Source organism: Geothrix sp. 21YS21S-4 (assembly GCF_030845995.1).
GTDB lineage: Bacteria > Acidobacteriota > Holophagae > Holophagales > Holophagaceae > Geothrix.
In genome coordinates, this window is record NZ_CP132719.1 from 612,313 (window position 1) to 637,416 (window position 25,104).

A 25,104-nucleotide genomic window follows, 5' to 3' on the forward strand; every position below is an offset into this window, starting at 1 on the left:
GAATGAGCAAGTCCTGAGCCGGGCTGGTTCCTAGACTTCATTCCGTGGCCGGTGATCGAAGCCTGCCGCGGACCGGAGGAATCATGCCCTTTCCCGCGCTCGGCTATGCCGCAGAGTCCCCCACGGCGGAGCTGGCCCCGTTCCATTTCGAGCGCCGCGATCCGCGCCCCGATGATGTGGTGATCGACATCCTGTACTGCGGGGTCTGCCACTCCGATCTGCACACCGCGCGAAACGACTGGGGCTGGACCACGTATCCCATCGTTCCGGGCCACGAGATCATCGGCCGCGTCCGCGAGGTGGGCGCCGGCGTGACCCGCTTCCAGCCCGGCGACGCCGTCGGGGTGGGCTGCATGGTGGACGCCTGCCGCCACTGCAAACCCTGCGAGCGGGGCGAGGAGCAGTACTGCGCCGAGGGTTCCACCTTCACCTACGGCGGCCAGGACCGCCACGACGGCACCCCCACGCAGGGCGGCTACTCCGATCAGGTCGTGGTGTCCGACCGCTTCGTGCTGAAGGTTCCGGCCGGGCTGGACCTGAAGGGCGCCGCGCCGCTGCTCTGCGCGGGCATCACCACCTGGTCGCCCCTGCGGCGCTGGAAGGTGGGCCCGGGCAGCCAGGTGGTCGTGGTGGGCCTCGGAGGGCTGGGGCACATGGGCCTGAAGCTGGCCAAGGCCCTGGGCGCCGAGGTGACGCTGTTCACCCGGTCCAAGGGCAAGGAGGCCGATGCCCGCCGCCTGGGCGCGGATCACGTCGTGCTGTCCACGGACGCCGCGCAGATGGCCGCCGTCTCGGACCGCTTCGATCTCATCGTCGACACCGTGCCCTACGTCCACGACCTGAATCCCTACGTCCCGACCCTCGCCTCGGACGGCACCCTGGTGCTGGTGGGCTACCTGGGCGCACTGGAGCCCATGCTGGACACCACCCCCCTGGTCCTGGGCCGGAAGTCCGTGGCGGGCTCCCTGATCGGCGGCATCCCGGAGACCCAGGAGCTGCTGGATTTCTGCGGCGAGCACGGCATCGCCTCCGACGTGGAGGTGATCTCCGTCCAGGAGATCAACGCCGCCTACGAGCGCCTGCTGAAGAGCGATGTGAAGTACCGCTTCGTGCTCGACATGGCCTCGCTGAAGGGCTGAGCCATGGGAAAGAAGGTGCTCATCCTGTCCTCCAGCCCCCGCAAGGGCGGCAACTCGGACCTCCTCTCCGACCGTTTCCTCGCGGGCGCCCGGGAGGGCGGCCATGCCGCCGAGAAGGTCTTCCTCCGGGACCGGGCGATCGGCTACTGCACGGGCTGCGGCGCCTGCAGTAAAGGAGGGAAGCCCTGTCCCCAGAAGGACGACATGGCGGAAATGCTCGACCAGATGGTTCGCGCCGACGTCATCGTCATGGCCACGCCCGTCTACTTCTACGCCATGGCCGGCCAGATGAAGACCTTCATCGACCGCACCTGCGCCCGCTACCAGGAGCTCCGCGACAAGGAGTTCTACTTCATCCTGGCCGCGGCGGACGGCAGCCGGAAGGCGATGCACCGCACCCTCGAAGGGTTCCGGGGCTTCACCTCCTGCCTGGATGGCGCCCGGGAAAGGGGCGTCGTCTACGGCACCGGCGCCTGGGAGGTGGGGGACATCAAGGGCGCCCCCGCCATGAAAGAGGCCTACCAGATGGGCCTGTCCCTCTAGGCGCCGTCCGCGCGCTCACGCCCTCCCATTACCTCATTTCCCAAGGAGCACCCCCATGAAGATGCGAACGCTAGGCACCCGCGGCCTGAATGTCTCGGCCCTCGGCCTCGGCTGCATGGGCCTGAGCTTCGGGCTCGGCCCCGCCGTCGACAAACAGGAAGGCATCGCCCTGATCCGGGCCGCCGTGGAGAAGGGGATCACCTTCTTCGACACCGCCGAAGTCTACGGTCCCTGGGCCAACGAGGAGCTGGTGGGCGAAGCCCTCGCTCCCTTCCGCGGCCGCGTGGCCATCGCCACGAAGTTCGGATTCGACATCGCCCAGCAGGGCGGCGTCAACCTGGGCGGCGTGAACAGTCGCCCGGCGCAGATCAAGGCCGTGGCCGAAGCCTCCCTGAAGCGGCTGCGCGTGGAGCGCATCGACCTCTTCTACCAGCACCGCGTGGATCCCGAAGTCCCCATCGAGGACGTCGCGGGCGCCGTGAAGGAGCTCATCCAGGAGGGCAAGGTCCAGCACTTCGGACTGTCGGAAGCCGGCGCCAAGACCATCCGCCGCGCCCACGCCGTCCAGCCAGTGACCGCGCTCCAGAGCGAGTACTCCCTGTTCTGGCGGGAGCCGGAAGCGGAGATCCTCCCCACCCTGGAGGAACTGGGCATCGGGTTCGTCCCCTTCAGCCCGCTGGGGAAGGGCTTCCTCACGGGGAAGATCGATGAGACCACCACCTTCGATCCCTCCGATTTCCGCAACATCGTCCCGCGGTTTACCCCCGAGGCGCGCAAGGCGAACCTCGCCCTGGTCGAGGTGCTGAAAGCCCTCGCGGCCGAGAAGGGCGCGACGCCCGCGCAGCTCGCCCTGGCCTGGCTGCTGGCCCAGAAGCCGTGGATCGTTCCGATTCCCGGCACGACCAAGCTCCATCGGCTGGAGGAGAACCTGGGAGGCGCCGCCCTCGAACTCACCGCGGAAGACCTGCGGAAGATCGACGAGGCTTCCGCGAAGATCACGATTCAGGGCGCGCGGTACCCGGAGCACCTGCAGAAGCTGGTGGGCCGCTAAACATCCAGTGGGACGGCAGGGCCGCGGTTTCATCGTGGCCCTGCCGTCCCTTCCTCGTCAGCCGATCCTGCATTTGTGAGTGGCCTTCATCCAAGGAGACGAATCTTTGAACGTGCTCATCATCAACGCCCACCTTTCCTATCCCGGCTGGTCCGAGGGCAAGCTGAACCTCGCCTTCATGGACTTCGCCAAGACGTTCTTCGCCGAGCGCGGACACCAGGTCGCCGAGACCTTCGTGGAGCGCGGCTATGACCCCGAAGAGGAAGTTAACAAGCATGTGGCGGCGGATCTGGTGATTCTCCAGATGCCCGTGAATTGGTTCTCGGCGCCGTGGATCTACAAGAAATACGTGGATGAGGTCTTCAACGCCGGGCTGAACACCAAGACCCTGCTGGAAGGGGACGGCCGCACGCGCCAGGATCCGACCCGGCAGTACGGGATGGGCGGCCACATGCAGGGACGGAAATTCATGATCTCCGCCACCTGGAATGCCCCCAGGGACGCCTTCGACAACCCCAACGGCGCACTCTACGGCGGCAAGGGAACGGCGGACGTGTTCCTCCCTCTCACCTCGAACTACAAATTCGTGGGGTTCGACATTCTCCCGGATTTTGGGGTGTTCGATATTTTCAAGAGCCCGGACATTCCCGGGGCGCTCGAAGAGTACCGAGGGCATCTGGAGAAACATTGCCTCTGATCTTTGCCTCCGTGGCGCTCCGGCACCTCTCCCGCCGGTCGCGAGGAGGCGTGACGAACGCGATCCCGCGCATTCATCACGCCTCCTGCGCGGGGTGGCCCAGGGCGAGGAACGCCATTCGGGTCGCCACGGAATGCTTCGCGGTGGAAGATGTTCCTCCGGCCTAGGCTTCGGCTCCGAGGCGCCCATCGGCGTTCTTCGGCCCGCGCCGGCGCGGAACTCCGGAGCGGACATCCCATCACCTGCGATCTCGTCCTAGGGACCCTTCCCATGAACAGAAGCCATCCCCTCCCGCGCCCCACCGATCCCGAGGAAGCTCCGACCGACCTGGCCCGGCTCGCGCGCATGATGATGGCCCACGCGCCCTACGACGGGAGCTTCGACCTGCGGCTGCCCGGCGTCCATGTGTCGAAGGCCTCGCGGATCGAGAAGGACATGCACCACGCCCTGGCATGCCCGGCCCTCTGTCTGGTGGCCCAGGGGGCGAAGCGGGTGATCCTCGGGAAGGAAATCTACGAATACGACGCGTCGCGGATGCTGGTCTACTCCGTGGACGTGCCGATCACCGCACAGGTGACCCAGGCCAGCCTGGATTCCCCCTACCTCGGCCTGCGGCTGGACATCGACGCCGGCCGGGTCGCGGAGTTGACGGCCAAGGTCTATCCCCACGGCCTTCCGAAGCAGGGCGGCGGCCACGCGATCTGCGTGGACCAGGTGGACGATCACGTGATCAACGCGGTCGTCCGGCTCATGGGGCTCGCGTCCCAGCCGGGGGAAGCGGAGCTGCTGGCGCCCCTCGTCATGGACGAGATCCTGATCCGGCTGCTGAAGAGCTCCCTGGGCCTGCGGCTCGCGATGATCGGCCAGGAGGAGAGCAAGGTCCACCGCATCTCCAAGGCGGTGTCGTGGGTCCGCTCCAACTTCGACAAGCCGCTGGACGTCGAGCGCCTCGCGACGCTGGTCCACATGAGCCCCTCCTCCTTCCACCAGCACTTCAAGGCCGTCACCGAAATGAGCCCGCTTCAGTACCAGAAGGCCCTGCGGCTTCAGGAGGCCCGCCGCCTCATGCTGCTGACGAAACTGGACGCCGGCTCCGCCGGCCGGAAAGTGGGCTACCAGAGCGTCCCCCAGTTCACCCGGGAGTACGGCCGGTACTTCGGGAACGCCCCGACCAAGGACATCGCGATGCTGCTCCAAAAGGCCGGCGTGGACCGCCCCGCTTCTGAAAACTAGACGGTCCTGGCAACGCTTGCGCTGCCAGGACCGGATTCCAGACCTACACGTTCGGTGAGCGCGTCAGAAGCTCATGCTGACGGTCGCGCTCACCGTGCGCGGCGCGCCCAGCGTGGCGATGGGGGTGCTGTCGCTGAAGCTGCCGGAGTAGTAGTGGCGATCGAACAGATTCGCCACGTTCAGGTGCACGGCGAGTTTGCGGCCGCCCACGCGCGTGGTGTAGCGGGCGCCGAAGTCGTACTGGCTCCAGCCGGGAATCTCCTGGGTGTTCGCGGCGTCCAGGTACTGGCTGGTGCTGGCGAAGACGCGCCCGCTCAGCGTGAAGCCCTGGATCCACGGAAGGTCCCATTCCGCCCCGAGGTTGCCCTGCCAGCGGGGAGCGCCGACCGCCACCTTGCCGTTGTTCCGGTTGTAGGCGGTCTTCGTCAGCACGCCCTGGGTGTAGGTCGCGCCGCCGAGCAGCCGCACATGGGGCACCACCTCGCCGAAGGTGTTCCACTCGATGCCCCGGACGCGCTTCTCGCCTTCGTCCGTGTAGGTGGGGCGCGTGCTGGTTCCCAGGGCGACTAGTGTGGGCTTGGTGATCTCGAACAGGCTGGCGGTGTTGCTGAAGCCGCGGACGCTCCACTTGGCGCCCAGCTCCTTCTGCTCGGTCTTGTAGGGCGCGAACACCTGCTGGTAGTTCGTCGCCGCCGCATCCGTCACGCTGTCGCCCTTGCTCAGCCCCTGCACGTAGTTGGCGTAGAGGGAAACGCCCGCTCCCCAGGGCTTGACCACCACGGCGACGCTGGGCGTCACGGCGTGCTCGTCATATTTGCCGGTCACGGCTCCCGCGGTGTTGTAGCTGGTGGTGTCGACTTCCTGGTCGCGCAGGCCGAGGGTCAGCCGCACGGCCTCGCCCATGAAGGACATGGTGTCGACCAGGGCCCAGCTCGACAGGGTCGACTCGCCGGTCTTGGGAGCCGTGGTCGGAAGGGCCACCATCACCGGGGTCACGGGCCGATAGATGTTCGAGGTGAAGGACGACGAGGTGGTGTTGGAGCTGTCCTCCTGCTTCAGGTTGGTGGCGTGGAGCACCAGCTCGTGCTGTACCCCGCCCGTCCCGAAGCGGCCGCGGATGCCCGCTTCGGAGGAGACGCTGTCGCTGCTGCCCAGCTGCCCGACCATCATGCCGGTGTAGTTGCCCACCGCGTTGATCTGGCGCGCATGGGTGCCGTTGATGAAGCCGGAGTAGTCGTAGTTCCGGAATCCCGCTCCCACGAAGGCCGAGAGGTGCCGGTTGAACTCGTATTCGGCCCGCCCGATCACGGCGTCGCTCTTCAGTTCGCCGTAGCCGGTGCGGAACTGGTTGATCCGCGGATCCGGAGCCTCCGGAATGCTGGGCGTGGAGAACCAGAACATGGCGGGGGTGCCGCCCTCGAACGACTCCTTGCTGTGGTAGGCGTCAAGGGAGGCCGTCAGGGATTCGCCCTGGTAGTCGAACGCGGTGGACAGGAATTCGCGCTTCTTGGACTGGCCGTCCAGTTCGGTGTCCCCATCGCTGTAGGCGCCGTTCACGCGAACGCCCCACTGCTTGGCATCGCCGAAGCGGTGGCCGACGTCGACGGTGCCGCCCAGCTGGCCTTTCGACTGGTAGCCGAGGGACACCTCGGTCAGGGGATCGTTGGCCGCGCGCTTGGGCACGAGGTTGATCACGCCGCCGATGCCGCCGCCGGGCGCCATGCCGCTGAAGAGCGCGCTGGGGCCCTTGAGGACTTCCACCCGCTCGACGAATTCCACCGGCGAGTGGCCCACGGGCGCGAGCCCGAACATGCCGTTGATCGCCAGCTCGGAGGCGTTGACGTCGAAGCCGCGCACGCGGAAGTTCTCGTACATGTGCCCGTTCGACGTGGTGAAGCGCACGGAGGGGTCGTTGACGAGCACGTCCGCCACCGTCCGCGCCTGCTGATCCTCGATCAGCTCGGCGGTGTAGCTGGTGATGTTGAAGGGCGTGTCCATGACGGACAGGTTGCCCAGCGCGCCGAGGCGCGCGCCCTTGGCGACTTGCTGGCCGGCGTGGGCTTTCGGCAACTCCGACGGGGCGGTGCTGGTGGCCGAGACCTTGACCGTGGGCAGGGTCGCTTCGGAAGCCGCGGGCGCTTCCTTCACCGTCACCGAGGTCCCCTCGACGGTCGCCACCAGTCCGCTTCCGGCCAGCAGCCGGTCCAGTGTCTGTTTGACCGTGAACTGGCCCGACACGGCGGGCGCCAACTTGCCGGCCACCAGCCCCTCCGGATACGCGATCTGCAGGTTGGCCTGCCGCGCCAGCTTGTCGAGCGCCTGGCGCAGGGGCTGCGAGGGAAGGTTGACGGTCATGGGCGCCGCCGGGGCAGGAACCCCTTGGGCGGCCGCCAGGGAGGTGAAGCCGGCGGCCAGGGCAAAGGCGCGGGCGGTCGCCAGGCTCAATTGGGCACGGCTGGATTTCCGTGAATGCATGGGTGCGTACTCCTACGTGGATGGCGGATCCAGGCGGCCTTGGCGATCAAGGCTGCGTCCGGAACCCGGAAGAATGGGGAGACTGCGTGTGTCGGCTAGATGGCGTTGGGAAGGCCGGAATGCTTTGACCAGATGCTGTCCGCCGGTCCCGACTGCACCCGCTTCGACGTGACGCGGGCCATCCATGCGAAGCAGAGGCTCCCGGCCAGGGCGGTGAGGTCCACACCGAGCGCGGGAGCGCTGGCATGAGCCCAGAGGCCCAGGGCGGGGAAGAGCCACGCCAGCAGCGTCGTCACCGGAATCAGCAGGGTGAAGGCGGCAGCCACCCACAGGAGGTCGACGGAGGCCCTGGCCGCGCCGCGCAGGAAGGCCCAGGCGAGGCTGGCGAAAAAGACGGAATAGTAGATGGCCCGCGGCCCGCCGCTGAGCTGGGGAGCGAGGCTGTGGAGCCCTTTGCTGGCGGCGATGGTCAAGGAGAGGCCGCAGATGCAGCCCAGGCAGACGCCCACGGTGGCCGCGGCCAGCGCCCGCGTGTCGCGGCGCCGGGCGGGCGGCGTCTGATCCTTGCCCGGGATCTTGCGGCGGGATTCGAGCCACAGCAGGTTCCCGCTGTAGAACAGCCACGCTCCGCCCATGGCCAGCACGAAGTAGAGCCACTTGGCCGGCGCGCCGCCGTAGGTTCCGAAGTGCAGCGCGAAGAAGCTGGCGATCGTCGTGTTGGGCCCGTCCTGGCGACCCGGGAGGAAGTCCGTGCGGAGCACCTCGCCTCCGTAGGGATTCAGGGCGACGAAGCCGCCCACGGGCCTGGGCGAGAGGGCTTTGGGATCATGGCCCCACACCTGCACCACGGCTTTGGGCGTGAAGACCTGCTTGTACTGCAGGCGGGTCGGTTCGAAGGTCGGCGACAGGGCCTTCACCTTCGCCAGCAGCTCCTCGGGCGGCAGCATGGCCGAGGGCTGGCGCGGAGCCGCCGGCTTCGGCGGCGCCTGGGGAGGCGCCCAGGCGCTGGACAGGCGGCCCCGGTGGATCAGCTTGTTCTGGAGGTCGTAGATCTCGTCGTGGAAGGCGAACACCACTGCCGTGGTGGCGATCACGATGTGGAAGGGAAGGCTCGCCAATCCGACCACGCTGTGGGCATCCAGCCAGAGGCGCTTCGGGCCCTTGTCCGTGCGCAGGGCGAAGAAGTTCTTCACGAACGTGGGCACCAGCAGGATCACGCCGGAAACCAGGGCCAGGGCGTAGAGCGTGGCGGCCACGCCCATGAACCAGCGGCTGGGATCGTTGTCGAAGGGCAGGCCCACGACCCGGTGGAGGGTGTCGATGAACGCGGCGAGCTGGTGCGGGCGGGCCTGGTCGATCCGCACGCCGTCGGCGTCCAGGGTGGCGACGTACTGGCGGCCCGACGCGGCGTCATGATCATCGCCGCCCTCCCTCCAGGTCAGGCGGCTGGGCACGTCTTCGGCGGGCTTCAGGTGGAGCTGGAAGTCCTTCCCGGCCGCCGGATGCGCCGCCAGGGCGCGGTTGATGAGGGCGGGGGCGTCGGCGAGGGGCACCGCCGCCGCGCCGATGGAGGGCGGCGAAGCCCAGCGGGCCAGCGGCTCCTTGAACAGGGTCAGGCCGCCCGCATAGAAGGCGATGAACAGGAGCATCCCCGCCAGGACGCCGGTCCAGGTGTGCAGGACTTTGTAGGTGCGGATGAGGTCGACGCGCATGGTCAGTGGGATCCGATGGGGCAGAACAGGCGCAGGGCGCCGAGAACCAGGAACAGCAGGCCATTGGCGGCGCCCAGGCAGGCCCAGGCGCGCTTGCCGCTGCGGAAGGCGTAGCAGCCGGCGAGGATGGCGAGCCAGATCGGGGCGACCATCCACATGACGAGCTGGGCCCGCGCGCTCGCCTTCAGGCCGTGCAGCGCCAGCGCCATGAGGCCGCTGGCCCCCAGGGCGAAGGTGAAGCCGAGCAGCGCGCCGGCCAGGGTTTTGGAGATCCAGTCGGGCCGGATCGGGGGATGTTGGGCTGGGGTCATGTCACCGGATCCGAAGACTGACCGCGAGGGCGCTGACGTAGGGCAGGAGCATCAGGAACGCCATCACGCCCGCGCAGAACAGGAAGACGGCCGGCAGGACGCGCAGGGCGAGGCCCAGGTCGGCCAGGCTGCACGCCAGAAGCAGCCCGCCGCCCACCCGGGCCGGTTTGGCCGGCCAGGGGGCGCGCAGCAGCCCCTGATGGGGCGAGGCGAGGTAGAAGCAGGCGCAGCCGGCCAGCGCGAGGGCCAAGCCCAGAAGAAGAATTCCGCCCATCTCAAAACCCCATCGAGGCGGCGCAGGGAAAACCGGAAGGAGAGGGCCCGACCTGGGCGCCGCCTTCCTCCGTGCGCGTCCGGACGGGATGGCCCTCCCAGAACTGGCCTGTTGTCTTCACGATCCGCGACGCGGTTCGACGGGGGTTGGGTCGTGGCTCGGCCATTTCAAAGGGCTCCAAGGAAGAGATGCTTGTCGGAGCCAACTATTATTGCGAATGCGTCTCAGAATCTCAAAATGTTTTTTGACTTATGTATCGGCATCTCTCGCTTTCCGGCATTTCAAGGCGCTGTCCTTGAAATAACCGTCTGCGCGTTCGCTGGACCGAGGCTTTCCCGGACGGGATTGTCGAAGAAGGGTCGACCTTCAGCCCCGCGCCCAGAACCGCGTCACGTCCGCCAGGATCCGGTCGGACACGCCCTCCCAGGGAGAGTCCTGGAACCAGTCCCGCGGGAAGCACTCGGCGAAGGCGGGCTCCAGAAAACGGGGATCGAGGAACGCGAGCAGGCCCCGCTCTTCGGGCCCGCGGATCACGCGGCCGGCGGCCTGGACGGCCTTCGCCATGGCGGGGTAGACGTAGGTGTAGGCCTCCCCCTGGCCGCAGGAGCGATCGAAGTACTCCTTGGTGAGCCTCCGCTCCAGATCGAAGGGCGGGATGGGGGGGCCGACGATGACCGAGCCGATGAGGGCGTCGCCGGGCAGGTCGATGCCCTCGGACAGGGAGCCTCCCTGGACGGCGAGAACGACGAGGCCACGCTCGCTCGCGAGGGCGGCGAGGATCCGGTCCAGAGCTTCCGGCGTGGCCCGGCGCGGCTGGGCGAGAATGCGGAATTCCGGCAGATCCAGGAAGGGAAGGGTCTTTTCCAGAAACTCGAAACTGGGGAAGAAGACCAGGTAATTGCCGTGGCGCAGGGGCAGCACCCGGGACAGGAACTCCGCGATGCGGGGCGTCTCCTGGTCGCGGCGGCGGTAGAGCGTCGAGACCTGGGGAACCATCAGCAGGCGGCGGTGCTCGGCTGGAAAGGGCGAGGGGATCTCCTCGCAGCGGGGCTCCGCCAGGCCCGAGAGGCGCGCATAGAAATCGAAGGGCTTCAGCGTTCCGGAGAAGAGCACCGCGCCCGCGAGGGATTCGAAACGGTCGGCGAGGTGGGAGGATGCGTCGACGCAGGTGATCTGGAGCCGCCCCGGCGGCGTCCAGGTGAGCAGATGCGCGTCGGTGCGCTCGCGCAGGACGGCGCAGAAGTCCGACCACAGGCGGAAGAGCTGAACGAGGGCGTGACCGGGTGCCAGTTCCACGCCGTCGGAGGTGGCCTTGGCGATGAGCTCCCGGATCCGCTTCTCCTCCGCGGTGAAGGGGAGAGGATCCAGATCCAGTTTCCGGTTGGGCCCCTCGTGCGCGGCCACCAGCGCGAGACAGCGGTCCACCTGGCGGGTGAAACGGCCTTTCAGGGATGTGCGTTTCCCCTTCCAGGCCTTCTTCAGACCTTGCAACTGGGCCAGCTCCAGCGCGGGCGAAAACCACGCCGTGGCGCGGTTCGGCAGGTTGTGGGCCTCGTCAATCAGAAGCAGGTTTCGCGCCTCGGCTTCCTTCTCCCCGAAGAACCGCATCAACGTGGCCGAGGGCGAGAGCGCGTAGTTGTAGTCCCCGATGATGACGTCCGCATTCCGGGCCGCGTCCAGCGACAGCTCGAAGGGGCAAAGGGCGTGCTCGTCCGCCAGGGCCTGGATGGCGGGTGAATCCGCGCAGCCGAGGCCGGCGATCCGGTCCAGCGCTTTCGATTCCTTCAGCCGGTCGTAGTAGCCCTTGGCCCGGGGACAGGCGTCGGGATGGCAATGGACTTCGTCCTGGGGACAGACGCGCTCCTTGGCGCGCAAGGTGACCGAGCGGACGGGATGGCCGGCCTGCACCAGGCGGCGCACGAACGCTTCCGCCACGGCGTGCTGGCTGTTGCGGGGCGTGAGGTAGAAGGCGCGCAGGTCTTCGGCCAGGGCCTTCTGGAGTCCGGGGTAGAGCACGGCCGCGGTCTTGCCCAGCCCCGTGGGAGCCTGGACCAGGAGGGGCTCGCCGGCCTCCAGGGCCTCTTCCACCACATGGAGAAGCCTCGTCTGACCGGGGCGGGGCGCCTCGAAGGGGAACGCCAGCCCTTCGCCCACGGCCTTCCGTTCGGCGGCCCGCGCCAAGGCCCGCAGATGCTGCGCATGAAGCCCTTCCACTTGGGCCTCCACCCACGTGGTGAACGACGCCAGATCGAAGGGAACGTCCACGAGCGTTTCGGCCTCATCCAGCAGCGAGATCACGCGCAGGCGGCAGGTGGGGGCGGTGTCGCTGGTCCGCGCGTGGATCCAGGCGTACATCCGCACCTGCTGCGCGAAGGGATGCGCGGGATCCGCCGCCAGCGCGCGCAGCAGCCGCTGGGGCTGGAAGGTGGTCTTGATCTCCTCCAGGATCGGCGGAGGGCCGGGAAGCAGCACGTCGATCCGCCCCCGCACCACGCACTCGAAGCCCTCCCGTTCGAGGGTGGCCAGTACGGCCCGCTCGCTCTGCACGTCCGGATGCTCACGGCCGAGGCGTTTCTGGACCTTGGCGTGGAGGCGCGTGCCCTGGGCGGCGGCATCCTCCTCCAGCTGGAAGGAAAGGGACGCGTCCAGGCTGCCGCTGGGTTCGAGCGGAAGCACGAAATCGCGCACGGAGCGGGTGATCCGTTCCATCAGGAGACCGGCCTGTCGAAGAGACCCGGTTCGGACACCCGGTCGGGTTGCGCCGGAGGCGCTTGCCAGTCCGCTTCCTTCACGAGGGACCCTGCGCGGATGCCCAGGAGGCGCAGCTTCCGGTCCAGCGGAACGCGCTTCAGGCTGTCGCGCGCGGCATCGCGGAGGGACGCCGCATCGGCGATGGGTGCCGAGAGCGAATGGTCCCGCGTCACGGTGGAGAAATCCTCATAGCGCAGCTTGATGCCCACGCTTCGGGCCAGGTAGCCCTTGCGGGCGAGATCCTGGGCCAGGCGCTCGCAGAGGGCGAGGAGGATGCGGGTCAGCTCCTCGCGATCCTGCCGGGGGTGCAGATCGCGCTCGAAGGTCGTCTCCCGGCTGATGGATTTGGGTTCCCGGGAGAGGGCCAGGGGGCGGTCGTCCCTGCCGTGGGCGGCCTCGTGGAGCCAGGCGCCGTAGCTGCGGCCGAAGTGCTCGATGAGGAAGTCGGGATCAGCCTCGGCCAGTTCGCCGATGGTGCGGATCCGGAAGCCCTCCAACTTGACGGAGGCCTTCGGCCCGATGCCGTTGATCGCCGCGCACGGCAGCGGCCAGATTTGCGAGGGAATGTCCTCGAAACCCAGGATCGTCAGCCCGTCCGGCTTCTGGAGCTCCGACGCGAGCTTGGACAGCAGCTTGTTGGGCGTCACCCCGATGGAACAGGAGAGCCCCGTGGCCCGCCGCACCGCGTCCTTGAGCCGCTGGGCAAGATCCCGCGTCTCGCCCGGCACGTCGGTCAGGTCGACATAGATCTCGTCGATGCCCCGATCCTCGATGCAGGGAGCCACCTCCGCCACCGCCGCCTTGAACGCGCGGGAAACCCGGCTGTAGGTCTCGTAGTCCCCCGGCAGCAGGATCGCATCCGGAGCCAGCGCCGCTGCCTTCATCAACCCCATCCCCGACCGCACCCCGAACACCCGCGCCTCGTAGGTCGCCGTCGTGACCACGCCCCGGCCCGCGTAGCCGCTGAGGCGCTGAAATTCCCCGGACGCCATCGCCTGGCGGCGCCCTCCAATCACGAGAGGCCGACCCCTCAGTTCCGGATAGCGCAGCAACTCCACGGACGCGAAGTAGGCGTCCATGTCCAGGTGGGCGATGCGGCGGAGCCGGTCCTCGACAGGTCCGTTTGAACTCATCCCCGAATCCCTTTCGGATTCCAGCCCATGCGGATAAATCGATGTGGGGCCATGCTGATTTCCCCAAGAAAGCATTAGGCGAAATTATAGCGAAAAACATGAGCACCATGACACTCGATCGGCAGTGCTTGAATCTCAGACCGTCTGCTTTTCTCCGTAGTTCTCATTGCGAGAAAACGTCGGAGCAAGACTCTCTACATGCCAGACGGCAAGAGGGAAATTTTAAAGATCGCTTTTATCTGCTTCCAAGATCGGAATTCGCAGAATTGAGCTAATACCAAGATGATTTTGGCTTTAAAAGAAAAAGCGCTTGACCGTAGTCAAGCGCACTTCTGGTAGGGCTAACGGGATTCGAACCCGTGTTACCGCCGTGAAAGGGCGGTGTCCTGACCCCTAGACGATAGCCCCCTGGGGTGGAACTTGGTGGGCCCTGCGGGATTTGAACCCGCGGCCAACGGCTTAAAAGGCCGCTGCTCTACCGCTGAGCTAAGGGCCCTTGCCGGTGGTCCCAGGCCCTCGCGCCCTCGAGCGCGCGGTGCACGCGAGCGTGCGGGTGCCTGGATGGGCAGGACGATCAGTGTGCCCGCGAACGGGCGCAGGGTCAAGCCAGGAGCGGCTCGAGGAAGGTTCCGGGGTAGACGCAGCCTTCGTGGCGGTCGGGGCCGGTGCTGAGGTAGGCGACGGGAACCTCCACGCTTTCCGCGAGGGCTTCGAGGTAGGCCTGGGCTTCGGCGGGGAGTTGGCGGTGGTCGGTGATCCCGCGGGTGCTGGCCCAGCCCTTGAAGCGCTTCACTTCGGCTTTCAGGCCCTTCCAGTCGGCGGCGCAACTGGGGAGCTTCGTGGTGACCGTGCCTTCGCCGGTGCGGTAGCCCACGATGAGGCCCACCTCATCCAGGCCGTCGAGGACGTCCAGCTTCATGATGGCGAGGCCGTCGACGCCGTTGGTCCGGCAGGCGTGGGCGGTGATGGGGGCATCGAACCAGCCGCAGCGGCGCGGCCGGCCGGTGGTGGTGCCGAACTCCCGGCCCACTTCGCGCAGGCGGTCGCCCAGCGCGTCGTGCAGCTCGGCGGGGAAGGGGCCGGCGCCCACCCGGGTGGTGTAGGCCTTGGCGATCCCCAGGATGCGGTCGAGGGCCTTGGGGGGCAGGCCGGTGCCTGTGAACAGGCCGCCCAGGCTGCAGTTGCTGGAGGTGACGAAGGGATACGTTCCGTGGTCGATGTCCAGGAGCGTCGCCTGGGCGCCTTCGAACAGGATGCTGTCGCCGCGCTCCCAGGCCGTGAGGAGGTGGCCCTGGGTGTCGCCGATGAAGGACAGGAAGGGCTCCGCGGTGCGGAGGAGGGCGTCGACGATGGCCTCGAGGGAGGACAGGCCGCTCCCTTCGCCGAGGCGCAGGCGGACTTCCTCGTAGCCGGGACGGATCCGGTCGGCCAGGGTCTCGGGGTGGAGCAGGTCGCCGAGGCGCACGCCCATCCGGCCGGCCTTCATCTCATAGGCGGGGCCGATGCCGCGACCGGTGGTGCCGATCTTGTTGGCGCCGCCTTCGCGCCACAGGTCCAGGGCGATGTGGTGGGGCAGGATCAGGTGGGCCTTGTCGGAAAGGAGAAGGCGGCCGGCCAAGTCGAAGCCCCGCGCGCGGAGGCGGTCCAGCTCCTGCTGGAAGACCTCCAGGTTCAGGACGACGCCGTTGCCCACCACCAGGAAGCATCCGGGGTGGAGGGCGCCGCTGGGCACCTGGTGGAGGGCGATGCTCTGGCCGTCGACGACGACGGTGTGGCCGGCATTGTTGCCGCCCTGAAAGCGCACCACCTGCTGGAAGCGGGGGCTGAGCAGGTCCACGACCTTGCCTTTGCCTTCGTCACCCCACTGGAGGCCCAGGATCGCCAGGTTGGTCCTAGTCAGGCTCATGTCTCCCTCCGACCCTCCAGTCTACCGGCGGCGGGGGGATCTGTCGCCGCCGGGGATGGCCGGATGGGTCCTCCCGCGGGACAAGGCTGGCGGAAGGCGCTACCCTGGTAGACCGCCCCGGAACCATCCCGGCTTCGGAGCCATCCTAATGACCCGTAAGGGTTATCCCGCTACCCCGGAAGGGTGTCCCGTGTTCGAGAAGTTCACCGAAAAAGCCCGCCGTGTGATGTTCTTCGCCCGCTACGAGGCGAGCCAGTTCGGTGCGGAAAGCATCCAGAGCGGCCACCTCCTGCTGGGGCTTCTCCGCGAGTCGGAGAAAACCAGCACCCAGTTGCTCGAACGCATGGGCGTGCACGTCAGCGCCCTGCGGGAGCGGCTGGTGGCGGCCCTGACGCCGAAGGACCGGAAGATCACCCCCAGCAGCACCAGCATCGACATCCCCATGGAGGAGGAGGTCAAGCGCATCCTCCAGCACGCCACGGCGGAGAGCGGGAAGCTCAATCACAAGCACGTGGGAGCTGAGCACCTGCTCTTGGGCATGCTGAAGGAAGAGGGCTGCCTGGCGGGCCGCCTCCTGAAGGAATCCGGCGCGGACCTGATCGCGGCCAAGGAGATCCTGCTGGAGAGCAGCAAGGAAGAGAAGATCGCCAAGAAGAAGAAGGAGCACCCCCTCCTGTCGGAGTTCGCCCGCAACCTGTCCGAGATGGCCGAGCGCGGAATCTTCGACAACCTGATCGGCCGCGACCAGGAAGTGGAGCGGATCATCCAGATCCTCAGCCGCCGCCGGAAGAACAACCCGATCCTCCTGGGCGAGGCGGGCGTGGGCAAGACGGCCATCGTGGAGGGCCTGGCCCAGAAGATCCACGAAGGGCTGGTGCCCCCGAGCCTGGCGGACAAGCGGATCTACGCTCTGGACCTCAGCCTGGTGGTGGCGGGCACGAAGTACCGCGGTCAGTTCGAGGAGCGGCTGAAGTCCATCATCGCGGAGGCCAGCAAGGACCCCAGCGTGGTCCTGTTCATCGACGAGATCCACAGCCTCATCGGAACCGGCGCCGCCGAGGGCAGCCTGGACGCCGCCAACATCCTGAAGCCAGCCCTCAGCCGCGGCGAGATCCAGTGCATCGGCGCCACGACGCACAAGGAGTACGCCAAGTACATCGACAAGGACCGCAGCCTGGTGCGCCGCTTCCAGCCGGTGACGGTGAATCCGCCGGACGAGTCGGAGAGCCTCCGCATCATCGAGGGGATCCGCAGCCGCTACGAGCTGTTCCACCGCGTCCGCTACACGCCGAAGACCATGGAGGCGGCGGTCTACCTGTCGAACCGCTACATCACGGACCGCTTCCTGCCCGACAAGGCCATCGACCTTCTGGACGAGGCCGGCGCCCGCGTGAAGCTGCGGATGGGTCCGGGCGGCGCCTCCGCGGAGGGCCAGACCCAGGAAGAGGAACTGCACCGCGTCATCAACGAGATGAACGAGGCCGTCCTCAGCCGCGATTTCGAGAAGGCCGTCCTCCTCCGCCAGAAGGAGCTCCAGCTCCGGGACGAGATCCAGAAGGACCGCACGGAACTGACGGACGAGGATTATGCCCGCTTCCCCGAGGTGGGCGAGCAGGACATCGAGGATGTGGTGGCGAGCTGGACGGGCATTCCCGTGAAGGCCCTGAAGGGCGACGAGAAGGCCAACCTGGTGAACATGGAGCCCAAGCTCAACGAGCGGGTCATCGGCCAGCCGGAGGCGGTGAGCGCCGTCGTCCGCGCCGTCCGCCGGGCCCGCACGGGCCTCAAGAATCCCAACCGGCCCATGGGCTCGTTCCTGTTCCTCGGCCCCACGGGCGTGGGCAAGACCGAACTGGCCAAAACCCTGGCGGCCTTCCTGTTCGGCGATCCCAAGAAGATGATCCGCTTCGACATGTCCGAGTACATGGAGAAGCACGAGGTCTCCAAGCTGCTCGGGGCCCCTCCGGGGTACGTGGGCTACGAGGAAGGCGGGATGCTCACAGACCGCATCCGGCGGAATCCGTACTGCGTCCTGCTGTTCGACGAGATCGAAAAGGCCCATCCCGACCTGATCAACATCCTGCTCCAGATCTTCGACGACGGGCAGGCATCGGACGCCTTCGGGAACCTGGTCGACTTCAAGAACACGATCATCATCATGACCTCCAACGTGGGCAGCCGCGAACTCCTGTCGGACAAGAACCTCGGTTTCGTCGAGCAGGACGGCCGTCCCGACGCCAAGACCGGCGACGCGATGAAGGTCCTCAAGCGGACCTTCCCGCCCGAGTTCCTGAACCGCATCGACGAGATCGTGGTGTTCAACCGCCTGGGCGACGACGAACTGCGCAAGATCGTCCGCCTGCTGGTGGAGGACCTGAACATCACCCTCCAGAAGCACAAGCTGTCGGTCACCCTGACGGACGCCGCGTGCGACTGGCTGGTGAAGACCACCCTGCGGGATCGCGCCTACGGCGCGCGTCCGCTCCGCCGGGCCATCCAGAAGCAGGTCGAGGATCCCCTCGCCGAGCTGATGGTGGGCCAGGAGATGATGCCCTCCGGCGCGGTGAATTTCGAGTTGGTGGACGGCAAGCTCGTTCCCACCCTGTCTGATTCCGGAGACGTGGCCCCTGGCCAGGAAACCCATCTGGTCGGAGCGCCTGAATGACGCATCCAAACATGGTTCGGAACCGGGTTCGGCCCCGGTGGCGCAGGGGTGTGCTGCCTCTGGCCCTGGTGGCGGGCTTCGCCCTGCCCCTCGCGGCCCAGGAGATCGAGCCGATCAGCCAGATCGAAGTGGTCGGCGCCCAGAAGCAGACGGCGGAGACGGTGATCTTCAAGTCGGGCGTGAAGGTGGGCGACGACCTGCGGAGCCTGGACTTCACGGCGGTGCTGGAGAAGTTGTGGGCCACCGGCGGATTCGACGACGTGAAGCTGGAGCTGGAGGACACCAAGGACGGCAAGAAGCTGGTGATCCGGATCCGCGAGCGGCCCCTCATCAAGGAAGTGGACTTCCGGGGTGGCACGGAGCTGGGCCTCACGAACATCAAGGACAAGGTGAAGGAGAAGAAGCTCACCATCAATCCGGACACGGTCTACGATCCGGAAGCGGCGCGGAAGATCAAGGACCTGATCGTGGATCAGGCCGGCGAGAAGGGCTTCCGCAATCCCGTGGTGGACATCACTCTGGAGCCCATGAGCCCCGGCGTGGCGCGCTTGGTCTTCGAGATCAAGGAGGGCGGCAAGGCCCGGATCTACCGGGTGGAGTTCCGCGGGAACAAGGTGTTCTCCAGCCCCCAGCTCCGCAGCGTGATGAAGAAGACGCGCAAGCACTGGATGTTCAGCTGGCTCACCACGCACGACCTCCTGGTGGACAAGAACCTGGACGAGGACGTGGAGAACCTCAAGAAGGCCTACTGGCAGCGCGGCTACAAGGACGTCTTCATCGGAAAGCCCCTCATCGAGGTGGAGGACCGGACCACCGCCAAGCAGAAGCGGAAGAACGAGAAGCGCCTGCAGGAGGCCAAGTCCCCCAAGTACGACCTGCGGGCGACCCTCACCATCCCCATTCTGGAAGGCGAGCAGTTCTTCGAAGGCACCTTCAAGACGGAAGGCGGGAAGCTCTTCCACGAGCAGTTCTACCCCGCGAAGTACGCCGAGGTGAAGCGCGACAACCGCTCGTTCCTGCGGAAGTTCTTCAATATCCGGCCCTCCACCGAAGGCCCCAAGGCCGAGGCCAAGCCCGTGCCCTTCGACCTGGACGCGGTAAACCAGACCGTGGACAAGCTGAAGGAGGCCTACAGCAACCAGGCCTACATCATGTTCCGCGCGGAGAAGAAGCTCGACATCCGCGAGGAAGGCGGCGTCAAGAAGGTGGACACCACCCTCAAGTTGGACGAGGGCGAAGCCTACACCGTCCGCAGGATCGAGTTCGAGGGCAACCTCACCACCAAGGACAAGGTGCTCCGCCGCAGCATGCTCCTCCGTGAGGGTGACCCCTTCCGCACGGACATCTTCAAGGATTCGATCCTGGGCATCAGCCAGCTCAGCTTCTTCGACGTGAAGAATTCGGAGCCCAAGGTGGACCTGGTGCCGGACAAGCCCCAGGTGGACGTGGTGGTCCGCGGCGAAGAGGCGGGTGTCAACGAGGTCCTGTTCCAGGGCGGCTACGGGTCGCTGTTCGGGTTCTCGCTGGGCGTCAGTTTCTCCACGCGCAACCTGGGCGGCGGCGGCGAGACGCTCTCCGTGAGCTACAACGGGGGCAAGTTCGCCAAGAGCGTGACGGTCGGCTTCACCGAGCCCTTCGTGTTCGACCTGCCGTACTCCTTCTCGACTTCGGTGTCGAACGGATCTGCGGACTACGACGCCTCCCGCGTGGGCGTGGCCAACGCCTACAAGCAGTTCACCCGCAGCCTGGGCCTGTCCGTGGGCGCCCGCCTCAGCAACTGGTTCCCCAATCAGCCGTGGGCCTTCTTCACCACCTATTCCACCGGCTACACCTTCCGCCTCATCCGCATCGAGGGCGGGCAGAACTACTATTTCCGCGACCTGGGCAACCAGCTCACGTCCACCTTCAGCCAGAGCCTGAGCTACAGCACCGTGAACCACCAGTTCAAGCCCACCCAGGGCACGCGGCTGGGCTTCGGACTGGAATATGGCGGCTGGCAGTTCGGCGGCGACCGGCCCTTCCTGCGCGCCAGCTGGGACTTCGCGAAGTACGCCAACATCGCGGACCGGCACATCTTCGCGATCAACATGAACTACGGCTACCTGCAGAACATGGGCCGCGAAGAACTCCCGCTCTACGACCTGTACCGGCCCGGCGGCGAGAACACCATCCGCGGCTACCGCTACGGCCAGGTGGGCAGCGTCCTGCTGGACAACAGCGGCTATCCCGTGGTGGTGGGCGGCAACAAGCAGTTCATCGCGAACCTCGAGTACCAGTTCAAGATCGCCGACCAGTTCCGCATCGTGGCCTTCTACGACGCGGGGAACGCCTGGGGCAGCGGCACGAAGGTCTTCAGCAAGGATCAGGTGACGTACACGCCGGTGGGCGGTAGCACCCAGGTCTCCTATACCAATCCCAGCCTGATCCGTTCCGCGGGTCTGGAGTTCCGCTTCTTCCTGCCCATCAGCCCGGCGCCCCTACGTCTGATCTGGGCCCGGAAGCTGAACCCCTATCCCTTCGATTCGGAGAGCCGCACGGACTTCCAGTTCTCCATCGGAACCACCTTCTGATTTGAGGGCGGAAGGCCCAGGAGTCCCGCGCTACAATGGTTCCTTTCGTCCTGGAGCCCTTCATGCGCCTGTTCGCCCCTACGATGGCCGCCCTCTGCCTGTCCTCCGCCCTCGCCGTGCCCGCGGCGGCGCAGGAGGCGCCCCGCTTTGCCTTCTTCAGCATCAACCAGCTGGTGCGGATCTCCAAAAAGGCCGGCGCCATTTTCTCTGAACTGGAAGTCACCGGAAAGAATCTGCAGGAGAAGCTCCAGGCCAAGGGCCAGGAACTGCAGACCCTCCAGCAGCAGCTGAATTCCCCCAGCCTCGACCCCGACAAGAAGGAGGCCCTGGCCAAGCGCTTCCGCGACCTGGAATTCGAGGCGAAGAAGATGCAGGAGGACAGCCAGCAGGAGTACCAGCGCGTGGAGAAGAAGGTGGGTGAGGCCATCACCAAGCTGGCGGGCCCCATCGTCGAGCAGCTGGCCAAGGAGCAGAAGCTCCAGCTCGTGCTGTCCGACCAGGCGGTCCAGGTCCTTTCCTGGGGCGACCCCGAGTGGATGAAGACTTTCACCACGGAAGTGGCCACCCGCCTCGACGCCAGCGAGACGGGCGCCGCGGCCAAGCCGGCAGCCCCCAAGCCCGCCGCGCCGAAGCCGGCCGCGCCTCCCAAGAAGTAGGCCCGAGCGCCTCCGCGGCGCAGGGCCCTCGGCAATGACCGCGACGCGACGGCTCCTCCTGCTGCTCACCGGGATCAACCTGGTGAACTACCTGGATCGCTACGTCGTGGCGGCGGTCCTGGAGCCCCTGGGCCGGGAGCTGCGGTTGTCGGACGCCGAACTGGGGCGGCTGACCTTCGTCTTCATCGCGGTCTACATGTGCGCCGCGCCCCTGTTCGGCTACCTGGCCGACCGCTTCCACCGCCCCCGGCTCGTCGCCGGGGGCGTCGTGTTGTGGAGCCTCGCCACGGTGGGCGCCGCCTTTGTCCATAACTATCCGGCCCTGCTCGTCACCCGAGCGCTGGTGGGCGTGGGCGAAGCGGCCTACGCCAGCCTCGGCCCCGCCATGCTGGCGGACGGGTTTCCTGAATCGGCGCGCGCGAAGAGTTTCACGTGGTTCTACCTGGCCATTCCGGTGGGCAGCGCCTTCGGCTACGGGCTGGGCGGACTCGTGGCCGGCGCCTGGGGATGGCGGGCCTCCTTCCTGGTGGCGGGGCTTCCGGGGCTGGCTCTTGCTCTGTGGATGGCGTTCCAGCCCGATCCTGTGCGCGGCGGGATGGATGCCGTGCCGGATCAGGAGGCTGCGGCCCCCTACCTGCAGCGGCTGAGGCACCTGTTCCTCAATCGGGTGTGGCTCGCCTGCACGGCCAGCTACATCGCCTACACCTTCGCCATGGGTGCGCTCAGCACCTGGGCTCCCACCCTTCTCCAGCGCCGGTTCGGGGTTTCCACCGCCAGCGCGGGGATGGTGTTCGGGGGCCTGGCCGTGGTGACGGGCATCCTGGGCACCCTGCTCGGCGGCTGGCTCACCGATCGCTGGCAGCGGCGATGGCCGGATGCCGGGGCCTGGCTCTCCAGCGCGACGCTTCTGGCCGCGGCTCCCGCCGTGGCGTGGGGGCTGAAGAGCCCGGCTCTCGGCGCCGTCTACGCCCTGTTCTTCGTGGGCATGTTCCTGCTGTTCGTCAACACCAGTCCCGTGAACGCCCTCACGGTCAGCAGCCTGCCCGCGGGCATCCGCGCCACGGGTGTGGCCGTGAACGTCCTGCTGATCCACCTCCTGGGGGATGCCATCAGCCCCGAGCTGGTGGGCCGCCGGGCCGATGCTCTCCACGCGGCAGGGATGGCGGGAGGCGACGCCCTGGCCCGCGCCCTGACCTGGGTGCTCCCGGCCATCGTGCTCAGCGGCGCGGCCCTGTGGTGGGCCCGGCGAGGCCCTTCCCGGGCCTGATGCCGCGTGCATTCAAAAAGATAAGGATCACCACCAAGGCACGAAGACACCAAGAAGGACTCGGTCCACTGGTGACGCGGTTCTTGGTGGTGAGCAGAAGACTTGGTTCTTGATCGCTTGAGGAGGCGGGCCGAATGAAAAGGGCGGGACCGAGGTCCCGCCCTTCTGTCGTTCCCGCTCGGCTATCGGGCGGCGGGATAGCGGATGGCCAGGCTTTCGGGACCGTAGAGGGCGGGGAGCACCATGGGAAGAAGATCCTCCTCAGTGACCTGGCGGTAGCCGTTGCCGGTCGCGGCTCCGTCCGCCACGACGCCGGCGGCCACCCAGATCGCCAACTGGCGCTGGGCCGCGGCGGTGTTCGCGGGCGTGGCCGTGTCCTGGAGAAGCAGGCCGTGGGCGGCTGCGGTGGCCGTGGTGCCGTACTGCATCACGCCCTGGGTGGGATTGGCGGTGCCGGTGGCCGTGGCCGCGGCCACGGGCGTCTTGAAGGCCGCGAACGTGGCGCCGTAGACGAAGGGAGCCGCCGGGGCCGTCTGGCCCGCGCGCAGGATCTGGGTGAACCCGCCGCTGACGTCGCCGCCCAGTTGGCCCTGGCGGCCGGCGAAGGCGTTGACGAAGTAGCGGCCGTTGGCGTTGGGGATCACGGTATCGCCCACCGCTTCCTGCACCAGGACGCGGCCCGCGAGGCGAGAGGCGGTCTGGCCGGACAGGGGCGTTCCCATGGTGGCGGGATCGACGGGATCGAGGACCGCCTGGGCCAGGGCGAAGAACTGGTAGTAGGCCGCGCTGCCCGTGGGCACGCCCGCGGCGGCGAGGCCGGAGTTCACCGTGGAGGCGAAGGCGGGGCTGTCCTTGAGGACCGTGGCCACGCGACCGCCCGGGACGCTCAGCAGGCCCTTCATGTTTCCGCCGCCGGTCTGGGAGCTGTTCCCCGCCAGGAAGTAGGCGCCCACGATGCTGCCGAGGCTCTGGCCCACGTACTGGGTGGCGCCCGCGGTGGCCAGGGGCTTGCCGGCGGTGGTGAAGGCGGCCTGCAGGCTGGTGGGATCGACGGTCGGCTGCTTGAGGATCCGCTCCAGGCGCCACAGGTTGAAGGCGCTGTTCTGGCCGTTGGTCCGGGCGGTGAGCATGGACGGCAGCATGAAGAAGTTGCTGGCCCAATCCCCTACGGGCTGGCTGTCGGCGAGGGCGCCGTGGCGCACCTGATCGATGGCGATCACGGCGTAGCCCGCCGCACACAGGGTGTTGGCGAGGCCGAGCACCTGTTCCTTCTGGCCGCCGATCCCGTGCATGAAGACGGCGACGGGATAGGAGCCGCCTGCGGGCGCGGCCTTGGGGGCCAGGGCGATGAAGGGCACGGTGCGGGTGGTGTGGTAGAACCCGCGCAGCTTGCCGGTGGCGTTCCGCGCGGCCTGCAGGACGCCGCTGCCGGGAACGGTGGCGGTGCCGGGGTTGTAGACGCCCGTCACCGACGTGAGGTTGCCGCTGATGCTGGCGTTCTGCTTGACGGTATAGGGATCGAGCTGGAGGTTGGCGCTCTCGAAGGCGCCCGTAGCGACCAGTCCGATGGCGCTGTTGGGGGCGGTGGCCAGGCCAGCGACGCTGTAGAACGCGGCCACGGAACCCGGAGAGGCGGCCTCACTGGCCTGGACGGTGAACGAGCTGGCGGCATTGCTCCAGGCGCGGCTCTCGGAGGTGCTGAAGTCCACGGTGGAAGGCACGGCGGCGTTGTTGGCCCACGCCCACAGCGCCATCTCCACGGGGATGCGGGTGGCGGGAGTCGCAATGGGATCGGGCGGGATGTAGCCGGCACCGGTGGTGATGAAGCGGCCCATCAGGGCGATGTCGGTACGGGAGGACACGGTGGTGGTGGCGCTGGCGGCGATGAGGTCGTTCATCACCTTGGCGTAGCCGGAAAGTTGGATGTTGCTTCCGCCGGCAACCAGGGCGTTGGCGCGCACCGGCTCCAGCGCGGCGAAGGAGGTGGTCAGGGCGGTGGTGGACTTCAGGGCCTCGAAGTAGGGCGAGGCGCTCACGGACTTGCCGTCGGGATCCTTCACGCGGTTGGTCACGACGTACAGGTAGCGGCTGCCCGGGAGCAGCGGCACCTTCGGCATGGCGTAGACGCCGGTTCCGCCGGCGGCGAGGGTGAAGGCGCTGAAGTCGAACAGCCCCGAGATGTCCACGAAGCCCAGGGCGTTGTTCTCGGTGCTGGAGGGGTTGGTGGGCGCGTCCGGCACCACCTGGAATATCTTGATGTTGGCACCCGTGACGGTGGTCGTGTCCACGCTGCCGCTGAAGCCGATGTAGATGGGCGCGTTCACGCCGGCGACGGCGTGCGTGTTGCCCATCTCCTGCAGGTTGACGTAGGCCAGGGCCTTGTCGGGAGTGAGGGGCAGGCCGGGGGTGAGGTTGAGGGTGCCGGCGGCGGGCGTGGCCGTGGCGGTGAAGGTGACACTGGTCGTGGCGGCGGTCAGGAGCACGTTCGGAAGGGGCACCGCGCCCGCGGCCGGATCGAAGGTCGCGGTGGTCGCGCTGGGCGTGAGGGCGGTTCCCGCGACGATGGTGGGAGCCTTGGAATCGCCGCCGCCGCCGCAGGCCAGGAGCGCCAGCAGCGAGGCGCCGAGAACCGTCGGTGGGACCGCTCGGGTCAAGCGTGGATGCATCGCATCACCTCATGGTGGGAGTGGGAAGAAACGGAGGAAGGTCCCAAGACGATAG

At 67.4% G+C, this 25,104-nt stretch carries 17 protein-coding genes and 2 tRNA genes; 9 read left to right on the plus strand and 10 right to left on the minus strand.

Annotation, left to right across the window (positions count from 1 at the left end; translation table 11 throughout):
* Positions 1-83 precede the first annotated feature (83 nt).
* From RAH39_RS02850 to RAH39_RS02870, 5 genes are all read left to right on the plus strand, one after another.
* Positions 84-1,139, plus strand: coding sequence for an NAD(P)-dependent alcohol dehydrogenase (locus RAH39_RS02850; protein ID WP_306591293.1), 1,056 nt, complete (start codon positions 84-86; stop codon positions 1,137-1,139).
* Between the two features lie 3 nt (positions 1,140-1,142).
* Positions 1,143-1,682 (plus strand): flavodoxin family protein, encoded by a 540-nt coding sequence (locus tag RAH39_RS02855; RefSeq protein ID WP_306591294.1) that lies wholly within the window; start codon positions 1,143-1,145, stop codon positions 1,680-1,682.
* Positions 1,683-1,737: 55 nt separating this feature from the next.
* Positions 1,738-2,733 carry an aldo/keto reductase gene (locus tag RAH39_RS02860; RefSeq protein ID WP_306591295.1) on the plus strand — a complete coding sequence of 332 codons (996 nt, stop codon included), beginning with the start codon at positions 1,738-1,740 and terminating at the stop codon, positions 2,731-2,733.
* Between the two features lie 106 nt (positions 2,734-2,839).
* On the plus strand, positions 2,840-3,430 hold the full coding sequence (locus RAH39_RS02865) for an NAD(P)H-dependent oxidoreductase (RefSeq protein WP_373467338.1): 591 nt from the start codon (positions 2,840-2,842) through the stop codon (positions 3,428-3,430).
* 270 nt (positions 3,431-3,700) lie between these two features.
* Complete coding sequence (locus RAH39_RS02870; protein ID WP_306591296.1) at positions 3,701-4,663, plus strand: AraC family transcriptional regulator; 963 nt, start codon at positions 3,701-3,703, stop codon at positions 4,661-4,663.
* Positions 4,664-4,726: 63 nt separating this feature from the next.
* Here RAH39_RS02870 and RAH39_RS02875 read toward each other — a convergent pair whose 3' ends face one another.
* The 9 genes from RAH39_RS02875 to RAH39_RS02915 all read right to left on the minus strand — a co-directional run bounded on the left by RAH39_RS02875 (position 4,727) and on the right by RAH39_RS02915 (position 15,225).
* Positions 4,727-7,138: a TonB-dependent receptor gene (locus RAH39_RS02875; RefSeq protein ID WP_306591297.1), complete on the minus strand. Its 2,412-nt coding sequence runs from the start codon at positions 7,136-7,138 to the stop codon at positions 4,727-4,729.
* 95 nt (positions 7,139-7,233) lie between these two features.
* Positions 7,234-8,850, minus strand: a complete 1,617-nt coding sequence (locus RAH39_RS02880; protein WP_306591298.1) for a PepSY-associated TM helix domain-containing protein — start codon at positions 8,848-8,850, stop codon at positions 7,234-7,236.
* A 2-nt stretch (positions 8,851-8,852) separates the two neighbouring features.
* Positions 8,853-9,161 (minus strand): hypothetical protein, encoded by a 309-nt coding sequence (locus RAH39_RS02885; protein WP_306591299.1) that lies wholly within the window; start codon positions 9,159-9,161, stop codon positions 8,853-8,855.
* A gap of 1 nt (position 9,162) precedes the next feature.
* Entirely contained in the window at positions 9,163-9,435 is a 273-nt protein-coding gene (locus RAH39_RS02890; RefSeq protein ID WP_306591300.1) for a hypothetical protein, read from the minus strand.
* Positions 9,436-9,801: 366 nt separating this feature from the next.
* Positions 9,802-12,144, minus strand: a complete 2,343-nt coding sequence (locus tag RAH39_RS02895) for an ATP-dependent DNA helicase (protein ID WP_306591301.1) — start codon at positions 12,142-12,144, stop codon at positions 9,802-9,804.
* Positions 12,144-13,319, minus strand: coding sequence for a DNA polymerase IV (gene dinB, locus RAH39_RS02900; protein WP_306591302.1), 1,176 nt, complete (start codon positions 13,317-13,319; stop codon positions 12,144-12,146). Before dinB ends, RAH39_RS02895 begins: the two co-directional genes overlap by 1 nt.
* Before the next feature lie 333 nt (positions 13,320-13,652).
* Positions 13,653-13,727, minus strand: a tRNA-Glu gene (locus RAH39_RS02905).
* Between the two features lie 13 nt (positions 13,728-13,740).
* Positions 13,741-13,815 (minus strand) — tRNA-Lys (locus RAH39_RS02910).
* A 105-nt stretch (positions 13,816-13,920) separates the two neighbouring features.
* On the minus strand, positions 13,921-15,225 hold the full coding sequence (locus RAH39_RS02915; RefSeq protein ID WP_306591303.1) for an adenylosuccinate synthase: 1,305 nt from the start codon (positions 15,223-15,225) through the stop codon (positions 13,921-13,923).
* 148 nt (positions 15,226-15,373) lie between these two features.
* Between RAH39_RS02915 and RAH39_RS02920 the strand changes: the two genes are divergently transcribed.
* From RAH39_RS02920 to RAH39_RS02935, 4 genes are all read left to right on the plus strand, one after another.
* On the plus strand, positions 15,374-17,890 hold the full coding sequence (locus RAH39_RS02920) for an ATP-dependent Clp protease ATP-binding subunit (RefSeq protein ID WP_306591304.1): 2,517 nt from the start codon (positions 15,374-15,376) through the stop codon (positions 17,888-17,890).
* 50 nt (positions 17,891-17,940) lie between these two features.
* Positions 17,941-20,460 carry an outer membrane protein assembly factor BamA gene (bamA, locus tag RAH39_RS02925; protein ID WP_306591305.1) on the plus strand — a complete coding sequence of 840 codons (2,520 nt, stop codon included), beginning with the start codon at positions 17,941-17,943 and terminating at the stop codon, positions 20,458-20,460.
* A gap of 62 nt (positions 20,461-20,522) precedes the next feature.
* Complete coding sequence (locus RAH39_RS02930; RefSeq protein ID WP_306591306.1) at positions 20,523-21,116, plus strand: OmpH/Skp family outer membrane protein; 594 nt, start codon at positions 20,523-20,525, stop codon at positions 21,114-21,116.
* 34 nt (positions 21,117-21,150) lie between these two features.
* A complete protein-coding gene (locus RAH39_RS02935) occupies positions 21,151-22,383 on the plus strand; it encodes a spinster family MFS transporter (RefSeq protein WP_306591307.1) in 1,233 nt (410 codons plus the stop codon).
* 182 nt (positions 22,384-22,565) lie between these two features.
* Here RAH39_RS02935 and RAH39_RS02940 read toward each other — a convergent pair whose 3' ends face one another.
* Positions 22,566-25,049, minus strand: a complete 2,484-nt coding sequence (locus RAH39_RS02940) for a hypothetical protein (RefSeq protein ID WP_306591308.1) — start codon at positions 25,047-25,049, stop codon at positions 22,566-22,568.
* Positions 25,050-25,104 lie beyond the last annotated feature (55 nt).

Bases quoted from the DNA above. Each gene is read 5' to 3' on its own strand.
- RAH39_RS02855 (WP_306591294.1), top strand. From the start codon at position 1,143: ATGGGAAAGAAGGTGCTCATCCTGTCCTCCAGCCCCCGCAAGGGCGGC.
- RAH39_RS02870 (WP_306591296.1), top strand. From the start codon at position 3,701: ATGAACAGAAGCCATCCCCTCCCGCGCCCCACCGATCCCGAGGAAGCT.
- RAH39_RS02920 (WP_306591304.1), top strand. From the start codon at position 15,374: ATGACCCGTAAGGGTTATCCCGCTACCCCGGAAGGGTGTCCCGTGTTC.
- RAH39_RS02895 (WP_306591301.1), bottom strand. From the start codon at position 12,144: ATGGAACGGATCACCCGCTCCGTGCGCGATTTCGTGCTTCCGCTCGAA.
- RAH39_RS02930 (WP_306591306.1), top strand. From the start codon at position 20,523: ATGCGCCTGTTCGCCCCTACGATGGCCGCCCTCTGCCTGTCCTCCGCC.
- RAH39_RS02875 (WP_306591297.1), bottom strand. From the start codon at position 7,138: ATGCATTCACGGAAATCCAGCCGTGCCCAATTGAGCCTGGCGACCGCC.
- RAH39_RS02940 (WP_306591308.1), bottom strand. From the start codon at position 25,049: ATGCATCCACGCTTGACCCGAGCGGTCCCACCGACGGTTCTCGGCGCC.
- RAH39_RS02915 (WP_306591303.1), bottom strand. From the start codon at position 15,225: ATGAGCCTGACTAGGACCAACCTGGCGATCCTGGGCCTCCAGTGGGGT.
- dinB (WP_306591302.1), bottom strand. From the start codon at position 13,319: ATGAGTTCAAACGGACCTGTCGAGGACCGGCTCCGCCGCATCGCCCAC.
- RAH39_RS02850 (WP_306591293.1), top strand. From the start codon at position 84: ATGCCCTTTCCCGCGCTCGGCTATGCCGCAGAGTCCCCCACGGCGGAG.
- RAH39_RS02880 (WP_306591298.1), bottom strand. From the start codon at position 8,850: ATGCGCGTCGACCTCATCCGCACCTACAAAGTCCTGCACACCTGGACC.
- RAH39_RS02860 (WP_306591295.1), top strand. From the start codon at position 1,738: ATGAAGATGCGAACGCTAGGCACCCGCGGCCTGAATGTCTCGGCCCTC.
- RAH39_RS02935 (WP_306591307.1), top strand. From the start codon at position 21,151: ATGACCGCGACGCGACGGCTCCTCCTGCTGCTCACCGGGATCAACCTG.
- RAH39_RS02885 (WP_306591299.1), bottom strand. From the start codon at position 9,161: ATGACCCCAGCCCAACATCCCCCGATCCGGCCCGACTGGATCTCCAAA.
- RAH39_RS02890 (WP_306591300.1), bottom strand. From the start codon at position 9,435: ATGGGCGGAATTCTTCTTCTGGGCTTGGCCCTCGCGCTGGCCGGCTGC.